Here is a 22,422-nt window from a genome sequence, read left to right as displayed (position 1 = left end):
CCTTTCACAAACTATTGCAGAAGCTGTAGCAAATCCTGCTTCCACTTTTTCAAATGATCTTGATCAATTGGCTGTCTAACAATGTTTCGTAACCCATCAAAGTACTGTGCAAGCTCTTCACGCATCTCCATAAAGTACGCATCACTATACGTATGCCACGTTTGACTATAATCTTTCACAAACACTTGTTCTTCTTGTTGAAGATACGTTTTTAGCAGAGGCTCCGCTTTTTCTTGAATCGCCATTTTCATTTTCTCTTTTTCATTTTTCGCAAAAAAGCGCTTGCTGTTTTTATATAATTGAAGAGATGGTTCAAATAACGGTATGTCGTCATCCGCAATTGGCGGTGAAAGTTCGAAAGCTGGGAAAGATGCAATCGTTAAGCCATCCGGTTGAAGCGGCATCTCGCTGCTCACTAACTGTTGTAAAAAGACGCGGTGTCGATCAAACGCTTTTTTCGTTAAAAATTGCTCCATCCGAAGCGTCGTGGCACGAAGCTCCTGCATTGTATCAAACGACATCGCCTCAAGCAGCTCACGTAGATTACGTGCAAGCTGTTCTTTAATTTTCCCTTTCTCTTCTTTAATCGTAGCTGGATTAAAGGACTCTCTAAAGAAGTCTGCATAACGCAAGAATACGCGTTGATTCACATAATATAAAAGCTCTTTAATTTCCTGGTGAATGACGTCCTCTTTTATTTCTTGACGCACTCCCTCTAAGTTACGAAGCGATTGCTCTTCTTTTTGAGAAAGGTGCTGCAAATACCCTTTTTCATCTCGCTGTGCAGCGGTTTGTAGCTCTTCTATTTCATGTATCATATCATGAGCAGTCTTCATGTCCTCGTAGGCTGCTTTCATGACAATTTCGCGCAGTTCATTTTCGATAAAATGATAAAAATGTTGCTTAAAGTCAACAAACTTAGGATTCATCTCGTCTTGAAGCGCCTCTAAGCTTGAGATTGGAAAAAGACGCGGAAAACGAATACCGTATTGCGTTAGCTGATCGTGCACATAGCGGATAACCGTATTTAATTCTTCCTTTGAAGACGCAAGATCTGCGGCATTTATTAAGAAAAACATTTTATCGAGTGAGAACAGATCCTTCACACGACCTAGCTGAATTAAAAATTCCCGGTCAGCTTTTGAGAATGCATGATTGTAATATGTAACAAACAATACCGCATCTGCGCTCTTAATGTAGTTAAACGCTACCCCTGTATGTCGCGCATTAATTGAATCTGCCCCTGGTGTATCCACAAGAGTGATTCCTTTTTGGGTGATCGCACAGTCATAAAACAGCTCAATCATTTCGACAAAACACGCTTTATATTCTTCGGCCACATAGTCACCGAATTCAGCTAACGTAATTTGAAGACGACTGCCAAGGTGTGAAGCAACGGCTTTATACCCTTTTTGAACGGCCTGAAGGAAAGATAAATGCAACTTTTTCTTCGCATCGACGTTTGGATTCGTTCTTTCCACTTCTGCAATGGCTTTTAGCGCCTCTTCCATCGTTGAGACGTCATATTGGAAAAAGCGTAGCGACAGCTTTAGTTCTGTTAACAAAGCCTCTTCCGTTTTTAACGTCACCTGAACCGTTTGATGCGGGTGATCAGATGTTGGTGGGACGATTTTATTAATGGTTGCGGTCGTTGGGTTTGGCGATACAGGAAGCACAGACTCTCCGATTAACGCATTTGCAAACGACGATTTACCGGCACTAAAAGCACCGAATAAAGCAACGGTAAAGGACTGATTTTGCAGGTTTTCCTTCCGCTTTTTCATTTGCTTTTGAATGGAAGAAAGTTGTTCTAAAACACCTGTTACCTCAATTGCTTGATCAAGGGCGCATATCGTTTGTTCGACGGTACGTTCAGTCCTATTGACCTCAATGTGGGCTTCACTCACTTCAAACGTTTCCCCATTTAGATCAATTGATTGAACCTGCTCCTGCTGTTCGGCAGAAGCCCACTGAAACTGCTCTTGAATCATCTGATAAATTCGCTCATCCGATGGCACTTTCGGATGTTCTTTCATTAGGATGCCGAGCGCCTGCTCTGCTTCACGTAACTCTTTCCGCTGTTGCTCTAGCAACTGATTTGCTCGGTTATAATCTCGTTTTGCCTGCAGCTCTGTACGCTCACTCGCTAAACGTTCTTCTTCGTTAGACGACCATTTTACAAGCGCATCTGTTAAAAAGGCTGTACTCTCACGTTCTGCTTGCTTTCGAATCTCTGTCATCACATCATTTGTATAGACAAGAACGTAATCACCTGATAAGACCGCTCCCGTTTTAACGAGCTGTGCAAGCATTTCTTTTGAGAAAGAAACCGAAAAGGCCTCTGCTCGGTCTTTTAAGTCACCGCTTTGAATGTCGAATTTCTTGAGCCATCCTGTTAAGTACTGTCGGACATGCCAATCAAGCTGAGCGGTTACCTGCTCTTGTAGAGAAGCGTAGAAGGCATCCAAACGCTCTATCCGTTCTTGCTCTGTTTTTTTCTTTGAAAACAAAAGCCCTACTTTAAACCCAGGCTGCATGCTTTCAACAAAAGCACGCGCAAGCTCACGGATTGGATACGTCATAATATTAGCATTCTCAATAATCTTTTTGGACTCTGTGCGAAACACTTTTTCCATCACGTCTTTTTGCTCTGCGCCACTTTTTTTTGTTTCTTCTATTGCTTTTAAACGTTCAATAATGAACGCTGTCTCATTCGTATTTGCTAATTCTTCTGTCATTTGTTCAATATACGAGTCCGACTTTCGCTCGACGAATTGAACATGATCATCAATGAGGGTACGAAGAGCTGCGCGTATGCTACTCTCCGCACCGTTTTGGTGTTCTTGTACAACACCGCTTATAAAACGTTTAACGTCAGCAAGCTGATTTCCCGGATACTCCGGCTTTTTAATCGACGTATAAAAAATGCCGTCAGGATAGACATTCCAATTAGCGAAGGAGGAACTAACCGCATGTTGAAACGAAGGGAAGCTTAGCTCGCTATCACGATGTTTATCAATTTGGTTAATAATCAAATACACGCGTTTCCCTTGCTCTTTCAAACGTTTGGTAAATTGAAAGTTCAGTTCAGACTGTACATGATTATAGTCCATCACATAAAAAATAACGTCTGCTAGATGTAGGGCAGATTCTGTCGCGATACGGTGAGCATCATCTGTTGAATCGATTCCCGGTGTATCCATGACCACCACATCTTTTGGAAGCAAATTGCCGGATACGGAAAGATGAACCTCGCTAATTTCATCTCCTAGTTTGCAAAATTGCTTAATCTTCTCAAAATCATACGGAGCCGGATAGCGAACAGCTTCTCCGTTTGTATAATGAATCGTTGCATGCTCCTCTCCGCCTTGCACAGAAACGAGATTTGCACTCGTCGGAATTGGACTTGCAGGCAATAAAGAATGCCCCACAAGCTCATTGATCATGCTTGATTTCCCTGCTGAAAAATGGCCGCAAAAAGCCATAACAAATTGATTTTTTATCCACTTTCTCAATAACTGAAGAACTTTTTGTGCGTTCTCATAATCTCCCTCTTGTTCAAAGCGCTCGTAAAGCGCTGTCAGAAGACCTGTAAGTTGCTGATTTTTTGTCTCTACCATGACGTATTCCCCTTTATATCCCGATGATAGTTCTATTCTACTTGATTGTGTGCGCTTTTTCACTGAAAAGTACAAAAATTATTAAGTGCGAACAGAAAAAGGATCTAACGGCTATTCCGCTAGATCCTTTTGAATTTACGTGTATATTAAGATGCTTTTTGGACTTTTTCAATGTTTTTTAATACGTACGTCATAACCGCCGTACACGCAACGATCGTACCGCCTACAAATAAACTGACCATCATTGTCACCCCGTTCTTCTCATTGATAGTGAGAATCTTTATCATTGACTTTATGTTATCACGAAAGATAATCATTTTCAATTAGAATTTTAGATTTTTTTCATTCCATTCACTGCATCTTCATAATTCGTGTGCATCTTTAGTGCCTCTTCCTCAGCAGGAATGCGAATAGAGAGCACAAATAAGTTTAACAACGTAAATAAAATGAGTGTTGCGTAGGCTTGAAAAAGAAGCGGAATGAGAATGAACTCGACTGCCACGATAATATAATTAGGGTGCTTCACGTATTTATATGGACCCTTCATTTCAATCGATGCTTGTGGTAACACGATAATTTTTGTATTCCAATACTTCCCGAGCGACGAGATGACCCATATTCGCAAAAGCTGTGTGAGAATGAACGCTCCTAACAACCATTTCCATGTAGAAAAAAGATCACGTTGAAAATAGTCCACCTCACCAATTAAACAAAGAAAAAAGCCACCATGTAATAGAACAAGCCATTTGTAGTGCTCTTTTCCCGCCTCAATTGCGCCCTTAGACTTCATCCATTTTTCATTTCGCTTCGCTACAACCAACTCACTTAGACGCTGCACTATAACAAGTACTAAAAACAGATAAAAAATCATGCTTCCCACCTCATTAACACAAGCTCAGAGCTAAAGCCTGGCCCTAATGCTGTTAATAAACCGTACTCATTTTCTTTGATGTCATCTTGCATAAAACGATCCAACACATATAAAACAGTCGCAGACGACATATTTCCATGTTCCTGTAAAACATTTGCTGAATGCTCAATCATATGCGCGGTAAAACCGAGTGAATCGACATAGGCATCAAGAACTTTTTTTCCACCAGGATGAGCAATAAAATGTTTCATATCTGACGTATGCAACGAATGCTTGCTCAAAAAGGTGTCAACCTGCACCGGGAGCCAGCTTCCTATAATGGTTGGAATATCTTTTGAAAAGACAACGTAAAGCCCCTCATCCTTCACATCCCACCCCATTACATCCTCGGAGTGTGGCATTAGAGTAGATTGTGTATCCACCATACGTGGTACAGTCGATAATTTCCCCCACATACGCGTATCAACTTCCTCCCCGACTACGAGCGCACACGCCACGCCATCGGCAAATAGAGAGGTGCCAATCAAATTACTTTTTGAGCGGTCGTTTCTTTGAAAGGTGAGGCTGCAAAGTTCCACGGATAAAACAAGTACCTTCGCTGTTGGAAATGCGGTGCAATATTCATGTGCACGTGCCAAGCCAGAAGCTCCACCTGCACACCCTAATCCCCAAATGGGTATACGTTTGGTGTGGGGTGAAAAAGGCAGCTCATTCATGATTCTCGCCTCAATGCTAGGCGTTGAAAGCCCCGATGTGGAAATAAAAAAAATAGCCTCTATTTCTTCATAAGGTACGTTTTCCATTAAATATGTATGACTTGTTAAACAAGAGACAATGGCCTGACTGCCTAACTGAACAGCCTGTTCAATATACGCATCGTTTTTTTCGGCAAAAGAATGATCGTTTTGAAACCAAGACATGCCTTTTGCGAAGTGACGCTGCTTAATTTGTCCATTCGCAAACACCGTTAATAAACGGTTAATATCTCGGAAGCTTTCACTGAACAGTTCTTGTGCAAATTCAACGGTTTGATCCTGAGTGAGTAAAAATTGGGGAAACGCCGTTCCAACTGACATAACTTTCGACATCTTCATCACCTCAAAAGGAAATCCTTGTTCTATTTCCAAACTATAGGAATTTAATGGTTATATCGTTTGTTATTTTTTCGGAGGTTATGCAATGAACACAATAAAAAAACTTTCCCGTTTTCGGGAAAGTCTATGTTTTGAAGGAGTATGTTTGTTGTGCACCTTTATTATAACGCATCTTTCTTCTTTTTAAATCAACAAAATCTGGAATCAAAAAAAGACGGACATATAAATTTCATCTACGTACTGACCGTTGATATATGCCTGTTCTTTGAATACGCCTTCTTCTTCAAAACCTACTTTTTCATAAAGCGTTTTAGCTACAGGGTTAGACGCAAACACTGTTAGACTCAGCTTATGGAGGTCGTTTGCACGGCACCAGTTAAGCGTATATTCCATAAATTGTTTGCCAATGCCCATTCCTTGCGCTTTCGAGACAAGCCACGTACGGAAAAGACCTGTGCGGCGCTTCATTTTGATTTCTCCGCGTAACACACGCGCAATGCCGACAATTTCTCCTTCTACTTCCGCGACCACATACATGTGACCTTCTTCAATCACTTTTTCAATAAAGTTTATTTCTTCTTCAAGCGTACGCGGGTGATCCTTTTGAATAAATTCACCTGCGCTAATAATTTCCCTTACTGCTTCTGTTATATATTGAGCGTCACGTTCAATTGCTGGACGAATCGTAACGCGTTTTCCATTTTTCGCTTCAAATGTAACAGTTGGATTTTTTGTTGTAATGGTCATCCCTTTCACTCCTTTGACGTACATTCATGTTGTATATTTAGTTTTTTCCGTGTGCTTGTTTTTATCCGATAAATCATGAATCTACTTACTTTATAAGCATGCTAAAATGTTAGACGGAAAGCACTATTCTCACATACATTGCACAGAATTTCAAATGTTATCTTCCCATCGTATATTTTTACACGATTTGTACAATTTAACATGATATCGAACCCGTTATGAATCAAAGAAAACTTGAACCTATCCAGAAAGCAACATCAAAAAGAAACGAAGAATGGAGCACTCTTCAACAAAAAAAGCCCCACTAAAAAAGCTTTTAGTAAAGGCTTTTCCTCATTTATTTTTGTCTAGCGCTTTAAAGCAGCGTAAAAGGAATCGATTGTTTCTTGCCCATTCATTCACCCGGTCGGTTATATGTTACATACGTGCCTGCAATTAGATCATGAATGCTCCGTTTATCTTCTCGAATTCCTACCATAATCCCGCTCACAATGGCCGCAATCCCTAACGTAATGGCATAAATAAATGCACCACATAATACCCTGATGACCATCGTACCAATTCTTACATCTTCACCATCTATTTTCACAATACGAATGCCGCATACTCTCTTTCCTACCACGTACCCTCTCCAATAAACAGGTAGAAAAATTCCGTATAAAGCACTGAGGAGATTAATCCACCCATCTCCAGACGAATTGTCAATATCTCCTGTAATGACGAATGACAAAATGCTCAGTGGAATTCCAATCACGAGCCCGTCTAAAAGAGCAGCCCCCAATCGAATCCAAAAACCAGCTGGGTTATGAACATCCATCTTATACGTCCCCCTTTTATATGTTTAAAATCAGCGTATATATGTAACATATTCCTATGACAAGTCATTTAGAAATCCCGTTGAAAATGTTACAGAGAATGTGACGTAGAACTGGCTATACAAAAAGAGCCACCTGTATCTCTTCTTGTTGAACAAGAAGAGATACAGGTGGCTTCTGACATACATATAGAATTAGAAAGTACTTTACGAAATACGCTGAGTCGATGATGAGAGAACACGAACTTTTTCACGTTCGCTCTTTTTGCTCACTGAAACATTAAAAATTAAATTCAGCACGATCGCCGTGATACTTCCAGCAACGATTCCATTTCCCGTAAGGATTTGGAGAGCCGTTGGAAACTTAGCGAATAGATCGGGAACAACCGTTACACCTAAGCCCATTCCAACAGAACAAGCAATAATTAATAAATTTTCTTGTGAGGCAAAGTTGACCTCACTAAGCATTTTAATCCCGTACGCTACAACCATTCCAAACATTGCGACCATCGCACCACCAAGAACAGGATGGGGAATAATCGTAGTAATCGCCGCAAGCTTCGGTAAAAAGCCTAATACAATCAGCATACCACCTGCTGTTGCAATAACTTTACGTGATTTTACACCTGAGAGTTGAAGCAATCCAACGTTTTGTGAGTAGGTCGTGTATGGAAAAGCATTAAACAGACCTCCAAACAAAATCGCTAAGCCTTCTGCACGATAGCCTCTTGCTAAATCATCTTCATTGATTTCTTCCTCACATATATCACTTAAAGCAAAATAAACGCCTGTTGATTCTACTAAGCTTACAATGGCAACGAGCACCATCGTTAAAATGGCCGTAACGTTAAACGTCGGAAAGCCAAAATGAAAGACTTCAGGGAGATGAAGCCAAGACGCCTCTTTCACAGGTGTAATATCAACCTTCCCCATAAAGGCTCCTACAATCGTTCCACCTACTAACCCAATCAAAATGGCAACGGAGCGAACAAATCCTTTTAAAAAACGAAACAGTAAAATGATGAACAAAAGCACGCCAAACGCAAGTCCGATGTTGCTTAAGCTTCCAAAATCACTTGCGCCTTCGCCACCAGCCATGTCTTTCATCGCAACTGGAATAAGTGTGATCCCGATAATTGTGACAACGGATCCCGTTACAACAGGAGGGAAAAATCGAACAAGTTTTCCAAAGAATTTAGCAAAAATCGTGACCAAAATACCTGCTGTAATGATCGAGCCGTAAATGGCAGATACACCGTACGACTGTCCAATTGAAATCATCGGTCCCACTGCTGTGAACGTACAGCCTAATACAACCGGAAGTCCGATTCCGAAAAATTTGTTTCTCATTACTTGAAGAAGCGTTGCGACACCACACATCATCAAATCAATGGCTACAAGGTACGTAAGCTGGAGAGACGTTAACCCGATTGCTCCACCCACAATCAGGGGAACAATAACTGCACCTCCGTACATCGCAAGAACATGCTGAAAACTTAGCGATAGCGTTTTTCCGTTCATACGCCAACCTCCTCGATTTGTTCGGTTGCAAATGTCACTTTATTGTCTGCAAGTGATGAAACACGTGCTAGCGAGTAGACATTTACTCCTTGCTCACGCAGCTGCTTACCACCATCTTGGAACGCTTTCTCAATGACAATCCCAATTCCAGCCACTTTGGCATTCGCTTGCTTCACTAATTCCATTAATCCAAAGGCTGCCTGACCGTTTGCTAAAAAATCATCAATGATGAGGACCGTATCGTCTTCTGAAATAAATTTATCGGCAATTGATATTTCGTTTTCCTCTTGCTTCGTAAACGAGTATACCTTTGCTGTTAAAAGCCCGTCTTGAAGCGTTAACGATTTGCGCTTTCTGGCAAAAATCATTGGTACTTCAAGGTGAAGTGCCGCCATAATAGCTGGAGCAATTCCAGAAGATTCAATTGTTACTACCTTTGTAATACCCGCGTCCGCAAAGTAAGCGGCGAACTCTTTTCCCATCTCCTGCATTAAGAATGGATCCATTTGATGATTTAAAAACGTATCCACTTTTAAAACAGTATCAGACAACACAATTCCTTCTTCAACGATTTTATTTTTTAGTAATTCCATTTTCGTCACCTTACCTTTCATCCCATACAAAAAGGGCGTTGTTTTACTCAAACATGAGTAAAACAACGCCCTCGACTATTTGTGATCAATAAAATAGCGATATGCATCGTTTACTCATAGTCAAATCGTTTACGGTGATTTGGTAGAAACTTGCGGGCCATATTCCCGCTATTATATGAGTACAAATTGTTTATTGAATTAGTTGCATTATATCACCTAAGACGAAACTTGGAAAGACATTTTCAAACAAATACCGAACAATATAGAATATGTTTATGGGAAATATTTGTTTTTAGACCCGTAAAAAAAGGAAGCGTTGCTCAGAGGCCACTGAAAAAGTCCTTAAAGGATTGCGTTCATAACGGAGTCGGTTGATTTCCACTCTAGGTCGCTTCGCTTTCCGCGGGGCGTGCGGTGAGCCTCCTCGTTGCTCTGCGGGGTCTCACCTGTCACGCTAATCCCGCAGGAGTCTCGCATCTTCCGTTCCAATCAGCCTAGAGCGACTACATCAGATAGAACGGCCAAGTTTCCATTTTGAAAGGAACTTGGCCGTTTTTAACTTTATAATGAAGAAAATCCATTTATTCAAAAGGGTGGTTCCAATGATTCCGTTTCATTGAAGTCAACGGAACATACTGAACAAGCAACTTTTCAAAGAGGAGCATACTTCAAGGAGAAATCCAAGGAACGGTCTAAAATTGAAGGGAAGAATAGCGAATTCAAGCATAGACATGGGTATGATGTAGCCACATCCACGGGTCTCGTTGGCATGGAAATGCAAGGGGCAATGGTCATTTTCACCGTCAACCTAAAAAGAATTTTAAAGCTAATGAAGTAAAACAAGGGAAGAAGAATGAAGAAAAAGTTGGATAAATTCCAAAAAAAAGGAATATATCCAACTTTTTTGTCTTACGTTCTACTGATCATCTGAAAAATCCGAAGTTTTTCAGTGGCCTCGTTGCTCAGCTTCCTTTTTTGTTCCTTGTTATTATCGTTGAGGTACCGCTTCTAAAGGCTTTGCATTTCCGAAAACCGGGCGTTTGTTTGTTGATGGTGCTGCCCATTTCACCGCGTTTTCAATCACTTTTAAAACGTCTTTATTGTGATAAGTTGGGTATGTTTCATGACCTGGACGGAAGTAAAAGATTTTACCGTTACCACGCTTGAACGTACAGCCACTTCTGAATACTTCTCCACCGGTGAACCAGCTTACAAGTACCACTTCATCAGGAGCTGGAATATCAAAGAACTCGCCGTACATTTCTTCCTGAGGAAGCTCAATGTATTCGCCAATTCCTTCAACAATTGGATGAGAAGGATTAACGACCCACAAACGTTCCTTATCATCTGCTTCACGCCATTTCAAATCACAGCTTGTTCCCATTAGACGTTTGAACACTTTTGAGAAATGTCCTGAGTGAAGAACAATAAGCCCCATTCCGTCTAATACACGCTGTACGACTTTTTGAACAATCTCTTCTTCTACTTCATCGTGTGCAATATGACCCCACCATACAAGCACATCCGTCTTTTCTAGCACTTCATCTGTTAAGCCGTGTTCTGGTTCATCAAGAGTTGCTGTTTTAGTAGAAATACCCTGTTCCCCTAGGTAAGACGCAATCGCCGCGTGAATACCTTCTGGATAAATTTCACGTACCTTTTCATTCTTCTTTTCATGACGATATTCGTTCCAAATTGTTACGTTCATTTCTTCATCCCCTTGATTGTTTAGTAAAAGTAAATTCTTCTTTTAACCTATTAAAACCGCTCAATTTACCTATCCTACAGTGAAAGATTTCCCTTGTAAAAACGTTTGAGTAAACGTTTTAGTAACAGGCAGGAAATTTTCCCCTTGAAAAGCAACTGTGTATAATTATATCATAGAGTTATAGAAAGGGCTTTCAAGATCGAATTTTCAGATTAAAGAAGGTTATACCTGCATTCTCTCATGACTTATACAACTTGACAAGTACTATCCCGTTTTTTAGCAGGTAAAAGGAGATGACCATATGATTAAACTAGGAATGATCGGTGCCGGTGGAATTGCCAGGGGTGCTCATGCACCTGCACTAAAAGCATTGGCGGATGGAGTGAAGGTCGTCGCAATTTCAGACTTGAATGAAGCGGCAACCGAAGAACTTTCTTTATTATTCCCTGAAGCGAAAACGTTTACGGATTTTCATGATTTATTAAATGAAGACCTTGATGCGGTCGTTGTAACAACCCCTAATTTTCTTCACTTCTCAATGGCAAAAGCGGCCTTAGAAGCAGGCAAGCACGTGCTATGTGAAAAGCCGCTTGCATTAAATGAAGACGAAGCGGCTCAGATGGTTCAGCTTGCAAAACAGCAGGGGAAAATTTTAATGACCGCTTTTAATAACCGTTACCGCGATGATATTCAGTACTTAAAATCGTTCATCAGCGAAGGAAAAACCGGTCCAATCTATCACGCAAAATGCGGTTGGATCAGACGATCAGGCATTCCTGGCTGGGGCGGATGGTTTACAAATAAAGCGTTGTCTGGTGGCGGTCCTCTTATTGATCTAGGAGTTCATATGCTAGACATTACGCTCTATTTGTTAGGTGACCTTGAGATTACAAGCGTTACAGGTCAAACCTACCGCGCATTTGGTGATAAGAGCACCTCTCGTGCTTGGGGCGTTGCAAATGCAAGCGGCACATTTGATGTAGAAGATTTTGCGAGCGCCTTTATTCGTCTTGAAAATGGGTCCACTATTACGCTTGACGTTAGCTGGGCAGCGAACGTGGAAGAGGAAAGGGTATTTATGCAGCTTTACGGTGAAAAAGCCGGCATTCAGCTTGAAAACGGAAAGCCATTAAAGATTTTTAGCGAGCAGAATGGCATCTTAGAAGATACCGAGCCAAAAGTGATGTTTGATGATCCAAAGGCTCGTCGCGAAATGTGGGCTCACTTTATCGAGTGTATTAAAACAGGCAAAGAGCCGATCTCAAGTGGAGAAGCTGGACAGCGTATTAATCGAATTTTAGACGCGATCTATGTATCTAGTGAAAATGGCAAAGAAGTGTCTCTGCAAGGAAATGAAGATACATCTGAAGTAACCGCATAAAACGAACGCAAAGATTATGACAACCAACAAGGAGTGAGGGAGAAATGAAATTAGGCGTGCTAACGGTATTGTATCAAAACCTTCCGTTTGAGGAAGCGTTGAACCGAATCAAGGAAAAAGGGCTTCAAACGATTGAACTTGGTACAGGAAACTACCCGGGAAATCATCATTGCAACCCTTCTATTTTATTGGAAGAAGCAGAAGCATTAAAGACGTTTCAGCAACAAATTCAAGACCGAGGCCTTGAAATTAGCGCTTTAAGCTGCCATGGGAATCCGCTCCATCCCAATCAAGAAACGGCTAAGAGTGCGCATGACACGTGGCGCGAGACGGTTCTGCTTGCTGAGAAGTTAGGACTCGATACAATCAACTTGTTTTCAGGATGTCCAGGCGATTCCGTGCATTCAAAACATCCAAACTGGGTTACTTGCGCATGGCCACCTGATTACCTAGAGATTTTAGACTGGCAGTGGAACGAACAGCTCATCCCTTATTGGAAAGAGGAAGCGGCTTTTGCTCGTGAACATGGCGTAACTAAAATCGCGTTTGAGATGCACCCAGGGTTTATGGTATATAATCCTGAAACACTTCTGCGTCTTCGTGAAGCGGTCGGTCCAGAAATTGGCGCAAACTATGACCCTAGTCACCTTGTGTGGCAAGGAATGGACCCTGTTGAAACGATTAAGCTTCTCGGAAAAGCGGGTGCGATTTTCCACGTTCATGCAAAAGATACATATGTGGATCAAACGAACACAGCCAAAAATGGTGTGCTCGATACAAAAGCATATGATCAATTTATGGACCGCTCCTGGTCATTTAGAAGCGTCGGATATGGAATGGACGAAAAGAAATGGAAGGACATCGTTTCTACGCTGCGTATGATTGGATATGATGGTGCAATCAGCATTGAGCACGAAGACGGCCTCGCTTCTGTAGAAGAAGGGTTTTCAAAAGCTGTTGATACGCTTAAGCGTGCCCTATTCTTTGAAAAACAATCTGAGATTTGGTGGGCATAAAAAAACAAGGGGTCATTACGGCGAGGCCACTGAAAAAGTCTGTAAAGGATTGCATTCATAACGGAGTCGGTTGATTTCCACTCCAGGTCGCTTCGCTTTCCGCGGGGCGTGCGGTGAGCCTCCTCGCTGCTCTGCGGGGTCTCACCTGTCACGCTAATCCCGCAGGAGTCTCGCACCTTCCGTTCCAAACCACCTAGAGCGACTGCATCAGATGTAGTCACCAAGTTTCCATTTTGAAAGGAAGTTGGCCGTTTTTTGCTTGATACTAAAGAAAATCTATTTATTTAAAAGGAAGCATACTTCAAGAAGAGAAATCCAAGGAACGGTCTAAAATTGAAGCGAAGAATAGCGAATTCAAGCACAGACACGGATATGATGTCGCCACATCCATGGGTCTCGTTGTCATGGAGATGCAAGGGGCAATAGCCATTCTCACCGTCAACCTAAAAAGAATGTGAAATCTAATGAAGGAAAACATGAAAAGAAGAATGAAGAAAAAACTGGATCTATTCCAAAAAACGGAATAGATCCAGCTTTTCTGTCTTACGTACTACTGATCATCTAAAAAAGCCGAGGTTTGTCAGTGGCCTCATTACGGCTCCTTGTTTTTTTCTTATACTAGTTGATAAACGCGGCTATACTTCTCTTCTAAATAGTCGATTAAATACTGAGCGTTAAGTCCTTCACCCGTTACATCGTGAAGAATTTCTAATGGTTTCTTCATTTTACCGTATTGGTGAATGTTTTCTGTTAACCATTCGCGAATGACAGAGAATTTGCCTTCCGCTAAAAGCTCATCAAACTGTGGAAGATCTTTCAGCATTGCTGCTTTAAATTGCGCTGCATACATATATCCTAGTGCATAAGACGGGAAGTAACCGAAGCTTCCACCTGACCAGTGAACATCTTGAAGAACTCCCTCACCATCGTGGCTTGGACGAACGCCTAAATACTCTTCGTATTTATCATTCCAAACTTGTGGTAAATCTTTCACTTCGATATCTCCGTTAATAAGGCCCTTCTCAATTTCATAACGAATCATAATATGAAGTGGATATGTTAGCTCATCTGCCTCAATACGAATAAGTGACGGCTTTGATTCGTTTACCCCTCGGTAAAAATCATCTAGCGCTACGTCATCAAATTGGCCTGGTGCATATTGTTTCAATACATCATAATTGCGCTTCCAGAACGAATAGTTCTTCCCGATGAATTTTTCAAAGAATAACGATTGTGACTCATGAATGCCCATTGAGGTACCATCACAAAGGTTCGTACCCACAAGCTCTTTTGAAATATTTTGTTCATAGACCGCATGACCACACTCATGAATGGTTCCAAAAATAGCCGTACGGAAATCTTTTTCATCATAGCGTGTTGTTACACGAACATCTCCAGGATTTAAACCAGTTGCAAACGGGTGAACCGTCTCATCTAGACGACCTGCTTCAAAGTCATACCCAAGCTCTTGTAAAATCGCAAGACTGAACTCACGCTGCTTGTCTTTCGGGAAATGACGGTGTAAAAACGATGTATCTGGCTTATGAGTAGAAGACATAATTTGTTGAACAAGTGGCACGATACGATCACGAACTTGACCGAAAACGCGATCGACTACTTCTACCGTCACCCCTGGCTCATATAAGTCAAGAAGCGTGTTGTATTTGTTTCCTTCATAGCCCCAATACTCAACGAAACGACGATTGAACTCAACGATCTTTTCAAGATACGGCTGAAACATTGAAAAATCGGCTTTTTCTTTCGCTTCTTCCCACGCTGCTTCTGCTTTTGACGTTAAGATTACGTACTCACGGTATTCGTCAGCAGGAATTTTTTTGTTCAAGTCGTACTCTTTTTTACATTCTTCTACCGCTTTTTTCGTTACTTCTGATATGTATGTATGTGCTTCTGGTGTACTTAATTGTGCAATATAGCCTGCCATTTCATCTGATGTTGACATCGCAAACGTCTCAGATGATAACACACCAATTACTTCTGAGCGCTGTTCAACGCCCTTTTTCGGTGCTCCTGTACGTAAGTCCCAATACATAACGCCAATGGCTTCCCCGTAGCTACGGATTTTACCGACATACTGCAAAAAATCTTTTTCTACTTGCTGAATGTTTGTTTCCATTCTCTTTTCCCCCTCCATATATAAAAACGGAACTTTCTGAATAATTTTATCATATCTATTAAATGAAGTCGATTTCAAAGAATTCATATGTCTGGTCCTAAAATAGTTCATAGAAGGCTTCTATGACTCTGTCTCAATAATTAGAAGGACGCTTTCTCGTGGTAGTACGTCTCTCAATCTTTTTTGCGATAAAGGCGATAAAATTCCGATACAACTCATTTATAGCGTCCTTTTAAATGAGAAAATTACTTTTTTTGATGCATTTAATCTTTCACTACCTAGCTGGTATTAAACTTTTTTTCTTTCTGAGTATTTAATCGTTCCCCAACCAATGGTTGAACCTAAAGAAATAAATAAAGCTCGAACTACTCCAGCCGTATTTACTTCTGAAGGAAAAAATATTTTTCCTGCAATTAATAGAGAAACAAATGTGAGTAGAAAGACTAGCATAGACTTCCATATGAGTGTTTTCACATTAAAACTCCTTTATTAAAAATAACCATTCAACGTATTCATAGTTTGTTAATTGAAGTTAATTTCAGAAAGCACATAAAAAATAGAGACTCTAGCTTTTACTAGAGTCTCCGCTTTTTATCCTTGAGCGGCTGTTGGTAAATTCTTTTTCACCGTTGTTAAAAGCTCGTCCTCAATGTTCTCATCCACGTAAATCGTAATAAATCCGTTGTCTTCATGCGAACGAATTAAGCGACCTACTCCCTGCTTTAAACGCAGCAGCATGTACGGAAGATCCGCATCTAAGAATGGGTCAGCTACTTGGTTTCGTTTCGCCTGGAAAACAGGATCGTTCGGTGGGAACGGTAGTGACCAAATAATGACATTCGATAAAGCAGGACCTGGAATATCAAGACCTTCCCAAAGGTGAACGGCACAAAGAATGGTTTCTTCTTCACGCTGGAAACGCGCGACAAGCTTACTAATCTCCTGATCACCTTCAAATAGGAATTCATATTGTCCATAGTCTTTAACAGACGCTTTAAAGCGGGCTAATTCCTCTTTATTCGTAAATAAGAAGAGAGCTCGTCCACCTGTTTTTTCGACTTCTTTCATGCTATCTTGAAGCTTTTGTTGGAACGAATCTTCACTCGATACTTTCTTTACGTTAATCTTCATTTGCTCATCATAATCAAACGGAGAAGCAATCGTAAAGGACAAGTAGTCGCTAATTCCTAAGCTATACGCTAAATAATCAAACGTTTCATTATCGGAAAGGGTAGCAGAAGTAAATAGGAACGGCTTCTTCTGTGAGAAGACCTGATCTTTTAAGATATCTTTCACCGCTTGTGGCATAATCACAAGCGTTAATTCACCGTGAAGCTCTTCTACCCAGTAAATCGCTTGATCATCTTTCATAAATAGGCGAAGTGAATAATCAATTTGATCCAAGTATTCATCTACAATACGAAGCGCATACTCATCAATCGTATACGTTTCACTTTCAAACACAAGATCATTTCCGATTTCCTCTAGTAAATCAAGCAAATCTTGCGCGACCGTTTGAAGCTCTTTCGTCAGTTTGACTTCTTTTCGGTCTGATCCACTTACTTCTACACTTGATTCAAATAACGTATCAAAAAAGGCTGAATACTGTTTTAATGCACGCTCAATTTTAAACGCAAACTCTTCACGCACATCATTTTCTAGCAGACGCGTAAGCAAGTTTTCAAGCGTATCTTCTTGCACGCGGTACGTTAATGCTTTTTGTGCTGCAAACTCAAGCAAATGTCCTTCATCAAATACAACGGCACTGCTTTCAGGTAATAACGGAAGCTGACCTTCTCGTTTTCTCGCATCGTATGTCCAAACATGCTCCATATAGAAGTCATGTGAGCAAATAATTAAGTCCGTTGACTTACGGTAATGTTCACGAGACAACGTTAATCCACAGCGATGACGTTGATCACAAGAGAAACAGTCCTGGAACGTATCCCAGTTAATTTTACTCCACTGATCATCTGTTAAGTTCGGGTATTCCTTACGATCTCCGTAATGATAAAAAGACTGCATACCACTTCGATCATGCACAAAATCAGGAAGCGTATCGTAGACTCCATCGATGTTTTCGTCTTCTGATGCGACCATCACATTCTCAAGTTTTTTCAGGCATAGATATTGATCTTGTGATTTTGCAAGACGAACATCAATGTTCAAATCAAGGATTTTCGATAACTTTGCAATATCGCCCTCATCTTTCACAAGCTGTTCGATAAGCGTTTCATCCGCACAAGCAATGATTGCTGGCTTTCCTGTATATCGTGCGTAACATAGCGCGTAAAGTAGGTATACAATCGTTTTTCCCGTTCCTACCCCTGCTTCTGCAAACATAATATTTTTTTCTTTAAAGGCGCGTTCCACTTGAAACGCCATAAAAATTTGTTCATCACGAAGCTCTAATCCTGCTTCAGGTAAAATATCGTAAAATACATCCCCGATCCATTCATTAAGCTTTTCAAAAAAGTTCTCTTTCGGGTTCATTTCAAAGGGTAAACGCTCTCTGATCATGGTTATTAATACTCCTTCAAAATCTAAATTAGACAATCTCTGATTATCCATTATATTTATCAAAAAGTCAATACAAACAGAAAAAAAGAGCACGTGTAGAAGCGTTATTCTGCACATGCTCTTTTTTGGTAGGCACCTTTCTTCTTATCCTACTATATTCGAGGAGAATACTCGTTCTCCTTCTATGTTAAAAAGAAATTTATTACGAATCGAACGATGACCAATACATTCGTTCATTTGAGGAAGCGTACTCTAATGCCTTTTCTAGATCACCCTTTGCTTGTTCTAATTCAGCTAAGCTTTCTTGCGCTACGCCTCCGTTTTCAGCTAATAAATGATAACTGCGCGAAAGCGCCTGATTAATAAGTGCAAAATTAACTCCGTCTCTAGCCATAACTAAACTCCTCCTTACTATAACGCTAGATTTAGTAAATACTGTTAGTATATGACGAGAAAAGGAATTTTATGCATCTTTTAGATAGCTAATCCTCTACTCTTGTGTCAAACGAAAGTGGCACTTATCGCTTTAAATAGAAAAAAGCACCTCATCTGCTTGAGGTGCTTTACATTTTAGTTTTCTTTTCTCCACGGACGTTCATCCCAGTACTGTTAGTAGTACCGTTTCAATAAATCCGTTAAACGATTCCTGCAAACGCATTCGCGTTACTTTCACTGCCTAATTTAACTAAACAGTTAATAGAACGAAGAATAATCGATATCCTTATGGAAGGATCGCAGCCGCATTAACGAAATGGTGGTTTTTCAGCAGTCACTACATCTCGGATGTATCACCTTTATTATTGGTCGCCTTTGCACCATCACGTTTTTTGACACCTTTGCTTGTATAAGGTTTGGCACTCTTTGCTTTGTTGGCACTAGATTGCCAACGCGTCCAGCCCTTCTTACCTGTTCCTCTACCCGTTCCGCCTTTACCCTTAGCTTTACTCATATCATCACTCCATTATTTTTCTATGTTGAGCCAATCGTCGTTGATTTGCACCTGCAACTTAACTGACATGTCCGTTTTATAAGGTAATCAACACCAGAGCCTAAAAAAGAAGCAGAAATCCTGCTTCTTTTTAAATGACCCTCTATCAATATTATTCAACAGATTATCCTGATCATTTTGCTGTTTCAATGCCGTTCTCTAGAGATTCACATCACGTTGTGTCATCAAAAATAATTCAATAAGCTTTTGATTACTATATTTGACAGCCTTCAAACCATCGATATATCAATTCGTTTTAGAAGGACGTTTGCCCCAATACTGGTAATAATCCGTTTCAATAAATCCGTTAAAGAGCTTGCGCTTTTTAGTCGCAGGCTTTCCGTAGACTTGCTCGAAGCCTTTGTGTGACGTCAGCATGTAGATCGACCATGTTTCAAGAGGAAGAAGCGCTTCTCCCATCCCTTTGTACATATGCTCGACTGACGGACGGTCACTTAGACGTTCCCCGTATGGTGGGTTTCCAACAATTACTCCAGATTCTTTTCTCGTGGTAAAGTCAGATACTTGCATTTGTTTGAATGTAATGAGATCCCCAAGACCTGCTTCAAATGCGTTTTGGCGAGCAATTTCGACCATGCGATGATCAATATCAAGACCGGTAATATCCAGGGGCTGATCGTAGTTTGCTAGCTCCTCCGCTTCATCACGTGCTTTTTCCCACACATCTTCTGGTACCCAAGGCCAATCCTCAGAAATGAACTCACGGTTAAAACCGGGTGCAATATTTTGACCAATAAGCGCTGCTTCAATCGCAATTGTACCTGACCCACAGAAAGGATCAACAAACGGACGATCTGGATGCCAGTTTGTAAGCTTCACAAGCGCTGCCGCAAGCGTTTCTTTTAGAGGTGCTTCCCCTTGTCCAACACGATAACCACGCTTATGAAGCCCCGCTCCACTTGCATCAATGGTAATGGTTGCCACGTCTTTTAAAAGTGCCACTTCAATCTTAAACGTCGGGCCTGTTTCTTCTAGCCAGCTTGTTGTTTTTTTGTAGTGAGACTTCATTTTTTCAACGATCGCTTTTTTTACGATCCCCTGACAATCAGATACGCTAAATAGCTTTGACTTAACAGATTTTCCGCTAACAGGAAAGTTTGCGTCTTCTGGCAGAAAATCTCCCCAATTAAGCGCTTTTGTCTTTTCAAATAACTCATCAAACGTAGTGGCACGGAATTCGCCCACTTTTACACGAACACGGTCAGCCGTACGAAGCCAAATGTTACTTCTAGCAATCGCTAGAGCATCTCCGCGGTACGTTACTTTGCCGTTTGAGACTTGTGCATCATAGCCAAGATCTCGAACTTCTTGTCCAACAAGAGCTTCTAAGCCCATTGCGGCTGTTGCAATTAATGTATACTCTTTTTTCATCCTTAAACCTCGTTCTTTTAGTTATTTACCTTCTGTTAAATTACCATAACGGGCATCATGTTTCAATGTCCTATATGAGAATATACGGTGTCAAAACACTTAAATTTTCCCCATACAAAAAGCTCAGCTAGTTAAAAAGCTGAGCTTTTGTAAAATATGCAACCGTTTGCCTAGATTAGTTCGTTAAAAGATACACACGAGTCTCATATGGCTTTAGGTTAAATGAATAAACCGATTCAATTGTTTCCACTGGATAGTTATGAAGCAACAGCTTTTGATTCGTTACGTTCATTTCCTCAGGAAGCTCAAATTTCGCTTCTTGATCAGACATGTTACACACAATTAACGCTTGTTCGTCGCCTAGTGTACGAGTATAAGCGAAAAGCTGTGTATGATCCGGATGAAGTAAATCGTATTCTCCGTAGACTAACACGTCGTTTGTTTTGCGAATATGGATGAGCGATTTGTAAAAGTTTAAAATAGACTGCGGATCGTCTGTTTGTGTTTTTACGTTAACCTCGATAAAGTTTGGATTAATACCGAACCACGGTGTACCAGTTGTAAAGCCCGCATTTTCTTCTGAAGACCATTGCATTGGTGTACGTGAATTATCACGTCCTTCTTCCCAAATAACCTTCATAATTTCTTCATGTGGACGACCCTTTTCCGTTTCAATGCGGTAGTAGTTAATCATGCCCACATCATCATACTGATCAATTGTTGCGAACTTCACGTTCGTCATTCCAATTTCTTGGCCTTGATAAATAAATGGTGTGCCCTTCATTAAAAAGTACATCGCCGCTAAACACTTCGCACTCTCTTCACGAAATTCCATGCTACCAAATTTATTAATAGAACGAATTTGGTCGTGATTTTCTAAGTAGAGCGCATTCCAGCCATTTACTTCTGCTAATCCGCGCTGCCAGTTCGTTAAAATCATCTTCAGTTGCAGTAAATCAAGCGGTTCGTCTGTTCCCTTTGACCAAAGCCCCATGTGCTCAAACTGAAAAATCATATTGAACTTTCCTTCTTCAGAACCAACCCACTGACTAGCACCGTCCCATTTTACTCCATTAGCTTCTCCAACCGTCATAATGTCATATTTATCAAACGTGCTATTTTTTAGCTCTTTTAAAAATTCTTGAATCCCCGGTCGGTTCATATGTCCTTCATAAGATGGTACATAATCAAGCTCTTCTGGATTTGGTAAGTCAGGTAGTCCCTCTACCTTTTTAATGTGTGAAATCGCATCGACGCGGAAACCGTCAATTCCTTTGTCTAACCACCAGTTCACCATTTCATAAAGCTCGTTTCGAACCAATTCATTTTCCCAGTTTAAATCTGGCTGTTTGCGAGAGAAGACGTGCAGGTAGTATTCGTCTGTTGCTTCATCATATTCCCATGCAGAACCACTGAAAATTGACTCCCAGTTATTTGGCTCCTTGCCTTCTTTTCCTTCTTTCCACATGTAATAATCACGGTACGGATTATCTTTTGATGAGCGAGATTCTACAAACCACGGATGCTCATCTGACGTATGGTTAATGACCAGATCCATAATTAGCTTCATATCTCGGCGATGCACTTCGTCAAGCAGCTGATCAAAATCAGCCATCGTGCCGAAATCCTTCATAATATCTTTGTAGTCACTAATATCGTAACCGTTATCATCATTTGGCGATTTGTAAATTGGACAAATCCAAATTACGTCAATTCCTAAGTCCTTTAAATAGTCGAGCTTTGAAATAACCCCTTGAATATCGCCAATTCCATCTCCATTAGAATCCATAAAGCTTCGTGGATATATTTGATAAGCGACCGCTTCTTTCCACCATTTCTTTTCCAATATGTTCAACCCCTCACAAAAACAAAATCAATGTTTATGATGCGTATGCATCTTCCCCTATTCTATAATGAAAACGCATAAAAAAATAGACTTTTAGCAAAATTTCCTTCTATTCAACATAAATGATGACTTCTTTTACAACTAAAAAAAGAGAAGGATCTCTCCTTCTCTCATCTA

At 40.7% G+C, this 22,422-nt stretch carries 19 protein-coding genes, 2 pseudogenes and 1 riboswitch; of the genes and pseudogenes, 4 read left to right on the top strand and 17 right to left on the bottom strand.

Annotated elements, in window-relative coordinates; genetic code table 11:
• Positions 1–11: 11 nt before the first annotated feature.
• The 9 genes from AMD01_RS03095 to AMD01_RS23860 all read right to left on the bottom strand — a co-directional run bounded on the left by AMD01_RS03095 (position 12) and on the right by AMD01_RS23860 (position 9,749).
• Positions 12–3,620 carry a dynamin family protein gene (locus tag AMD01_RS03095; protein ID WP_053399913.1) on the bottom strand — a complete coding sequence of 1,203 codons (3,609 nt, stop codon included), beginning with the start codon at positions 3,618–3,620 and terminating at the stop codon, positions 12–14.
• A gap of 146 nt (positions 3,621–3,766) precedes the next feature.
• A complete protein-coding gene (locus AMD01_RS24570; protein ID WP_211263374.1) occupies positions 3,767–3,907 on the bottom strand; it encodes a hypothetical protein in 141 nt (46 codons plus the stop codon).
• 44 nt (positions 3,908–3,951) lie between these two features.
• Positions 3,952–4,491, bottom strand: a complete 540-nt coding sequence (locus tag AMD01_RS03090; RefSeq protein ID WP_053399912.1) for an isoprenylcysteine carboxyl methyltransferase family protein — start codon at positions 4,489–4,491, stop codon at positions 3,952–3,954.
• Positions 4,488–5,579 carry a type III polyketide synthase gene (locus AMD01_RS03085; protein WP_053399911.1) on the bottom strand — a complete coding sequence of 364 codons (1,092 nt, stop codon included), beginning with the start codon at positions 5,577–5,579 and terminating at the stop codon, positions 4,488–4,490. The genes AMD01_RS03090 and AMD01_RS03085 overlap by 4 nt, the downstream gene beginning before the upstream one ends.
• Positions 5,580–5,789: 210 nt before the next feature.
• Positions 5,790–6,332, bottom strand: a complete 543-nt coding sequence (locus tag AMD01_RS03080; RefSeq protein WP_053399910.1) for a GNAT family N-acetyltransferase — start codon at positions 6,330–6,332, stop codon at positions 5,790–5,792.
• Positions 6,333–6,726: 394 nt separating this feature from the next.
• Complete coding sequence (locus AMD01_RS03075) at positions 6,727–7,149, bottom strand: RDD family protein (protein ID WP_053399909.1); 423 nt, start codon at positions 7,147–7,149, stop codon at positions 6,727–6,729.
• Positions 7,150–7,353: 204 nt separating this feature from the next.
• The gene (locus AMD01_RS03070) at positions 7,354–8,667 is read right to left on the bottom strand and encodes a nucleobase:cation symporter-2 family protein (protein ID WP_053399908.1); all 1,314 of its coding nucleotides are present in this window, start codon (positions 8,665–8,667) and stop codon (positions 7,354–7,356) included.
• A complete protein-coding gene (locus AMD01_RS03065; RefSeq protein ID WP_053399907.1) occupies positions 8,664–9,260 on the bottom strand; it encodes a xanthine phosphoribosyltransferase in 597 nt (198 codons plus the stop codon). The genes AMD01_RS03070 and AMD01_RS03065 overlap by 4 nt, the downstream gene beginning before the upstream one ends.
• Before the next feature lie 97 nt (positions 9,261–9,357).
• A riboswitch (purine riboswitch) is annotated at positions 9,358–9,459 on the bottom strand.
• A gap of 143 nt (positions 9,460–9,602) precedes the next feature.
• The gene (locus tag AMD01_RS23860) at positions 9,603–9,749 is read right to left on the bottom strand and encodes a hypothetical protein (protein WP_157052586.1); all 147 of its coding nucleotides are present in this window, start codon (positions 9,747–9,749) and stop codon (positions 9,603–9,605) included.
• A gap of 118 nt (positions 9,750–9,867) precedes the next feature.
• Here AMD01_RS23860 and AMD01_RS03060 point away from each other — a divergent pair.
• Positions 9,868–10,098: pseudogene (locus AMD01_RS03060) on the top strand (transposase); the annotation flags it as partial.
• A gap of 150 nt (positions 10,099–10,248) precedes the next feature.
• Here the strand turns inward: AMD01_RS03060 and AMD01_RS03055 are convergent.
• Positions 10,249–10,968: a ThuA domain-containing protein gene (locus AMD01_RS03055; protein ID WP_053399905.1), complete on the bottom strand. Its 720-nt coding sequence runs from the start codon at positions 10,966–10,968 to the stop codon at positions 10,249–10,251.
• Between the two features lie 301 nt (positions 10,969–11,269).
• On the opposite strand from AMD01_RS03055, the gene AMD01_RS03050 reads away from it, so the two are divergent.
• The 3 genes and pseudogenes from AMD01_RS03050 to AMD01_RS23325 all read left to right on the top strand — a co-directional run.
• Positions 11,270–12,349 (top strand): Gfo/Idh/MocA family protein, encoded by a 1,080-nt coding sequence (locus AMD01_RS03050; protein WP_053399904.1) that lies wholly within the window; start codon positions 11,270–11,272, stop codon positions 12,347–12,349.
• Positions 12,350–12,393: 44 nt separating this feature from the next.
• Positions 12,394–13,365, top strand: coding sequence for a sugar phosphate isomerase/epimerase family protein (locus tag AMD01_RS03045; RefSeq protein ID WP_053399903.1), 972 nt, complete (start codon positions 12,394–12,396; stop codon positions 13,363–13,365).
• A gap of 305 nt (positions 13,366–13,670) precedes the next feature.
• A pseudogene (locus tag AMD01_RS23325) lies at positions 13,671–13,823 on the top strand (IS5/IS1182 family transposase); the annotation flags it as partial.
• Between the two features lie 155 nt (positions 13,824–13,978).
• Here the strand turns inward: AMD01_RS23325 and AMD01_RS03040 are convergent.
• The 7 genes from AMD01_RS03040 to AMD01_RS03015 all read right to left on the bottom strand — a co-directional run bounded on the left by AMD01_RS03040 (position 13,979) and on the right by AMD01_RS03015 (position 22,245).
• Positions 13,979–15,499 (bottom strand): carboxypeptidase M32, encoded by a 1,521-nt coding sequence (locus AMD01_RS03040; RefSeq protein WP_053399902.1) that lies wholly within the window; start codon positions 15,497–15,499, stop codon positions 13,979–13,981.
• A gap of 288 nt (positions 15,500–15,787) precedes the next feature.
• Positions 15,788–15,973: a hypothetical protein gene (locus tag AMD01_RS03035; RefSeq protein ID WP_053399901.1), complete on the bottom strand. Its 186-nt coding sequence runs from the start codon at positions 15,971–15,973 to the stop codon at positions 15,788–15,790.
• A 117-nt stretch (positions 15,974–16,090) separates the two neighbouring features.
• Entirely contained in the window at positions 16,091–18,019 is a 1,929-nt protein-coding gene (locus AMD01_RS03030; RefSeq protein WP_053399900.1) for an ATP-dependent DNA helicase, read from the bottom strand.
• A gap of 202 nt (positions 18,020–18,221) precedes the next feature.
• Positions 18,222–18,413: a hypothetical protein gene (locus tag AMD01_RS03025; RefSeq protein WP_053399899.1), complete on the bottom strand. Its 192-nt coding sequence runs from the start codon at positions 18,411–18,413 to the stop codon at positions 18,222–18,224.
• 378 nt (positions 18,414–18,791) lie between these two features.
• Positions 18,792–18,968 (bottom strand): DUF3934 family protein, encoded by a 177-nt coding sequence (locus AMD01_RS23320; RefSeq protein ID WP_083446396.1) that lies wholly within the window; start codon positions 18,966–18,968, stop codon positions 18,792–18,794.
• A gap of 285 nt (positions 18,969–19,253) precedes the next feature.
• A complete protein-coding gene (locus AMD01_RS03020; RefSeq protein WP_053399898.1) occupies positions 19,254–20,399 on the bottom strand; it encodes a THUMP domain-containing class I SAM-dependent RNA methyltransferase in 1,146 nt (381 codons plus the stop codon).
• Positions 20,400–20,574: 175 nt separating this feature from the next.
• Entirely contained in the window at positions 20,575–22,245 is a 1,671-nt protein-coding gene (locus AMD01_RS03015) for a glycoside hydrolase family 13 protein (RefSeq protein ID WP_053399897.1), read from the bottom strand.
• Positions 22,246–22,422 lie beyond the last annotated feature (177 nt).

It is taken from the genome of Priestia koreensis (assembly GCF_001274935.1).
Classification (GTDB): Bacteria; Bacillota; Bacilli; order Bacillales; family Bacillaceae_H; genus Bacillus_AG; species Bacillus_AG koreensis.
Note: the sequence above shows the minus strand (reverse complement) of the source record. Positions and strands in the feature narration are given on the sequence as shown.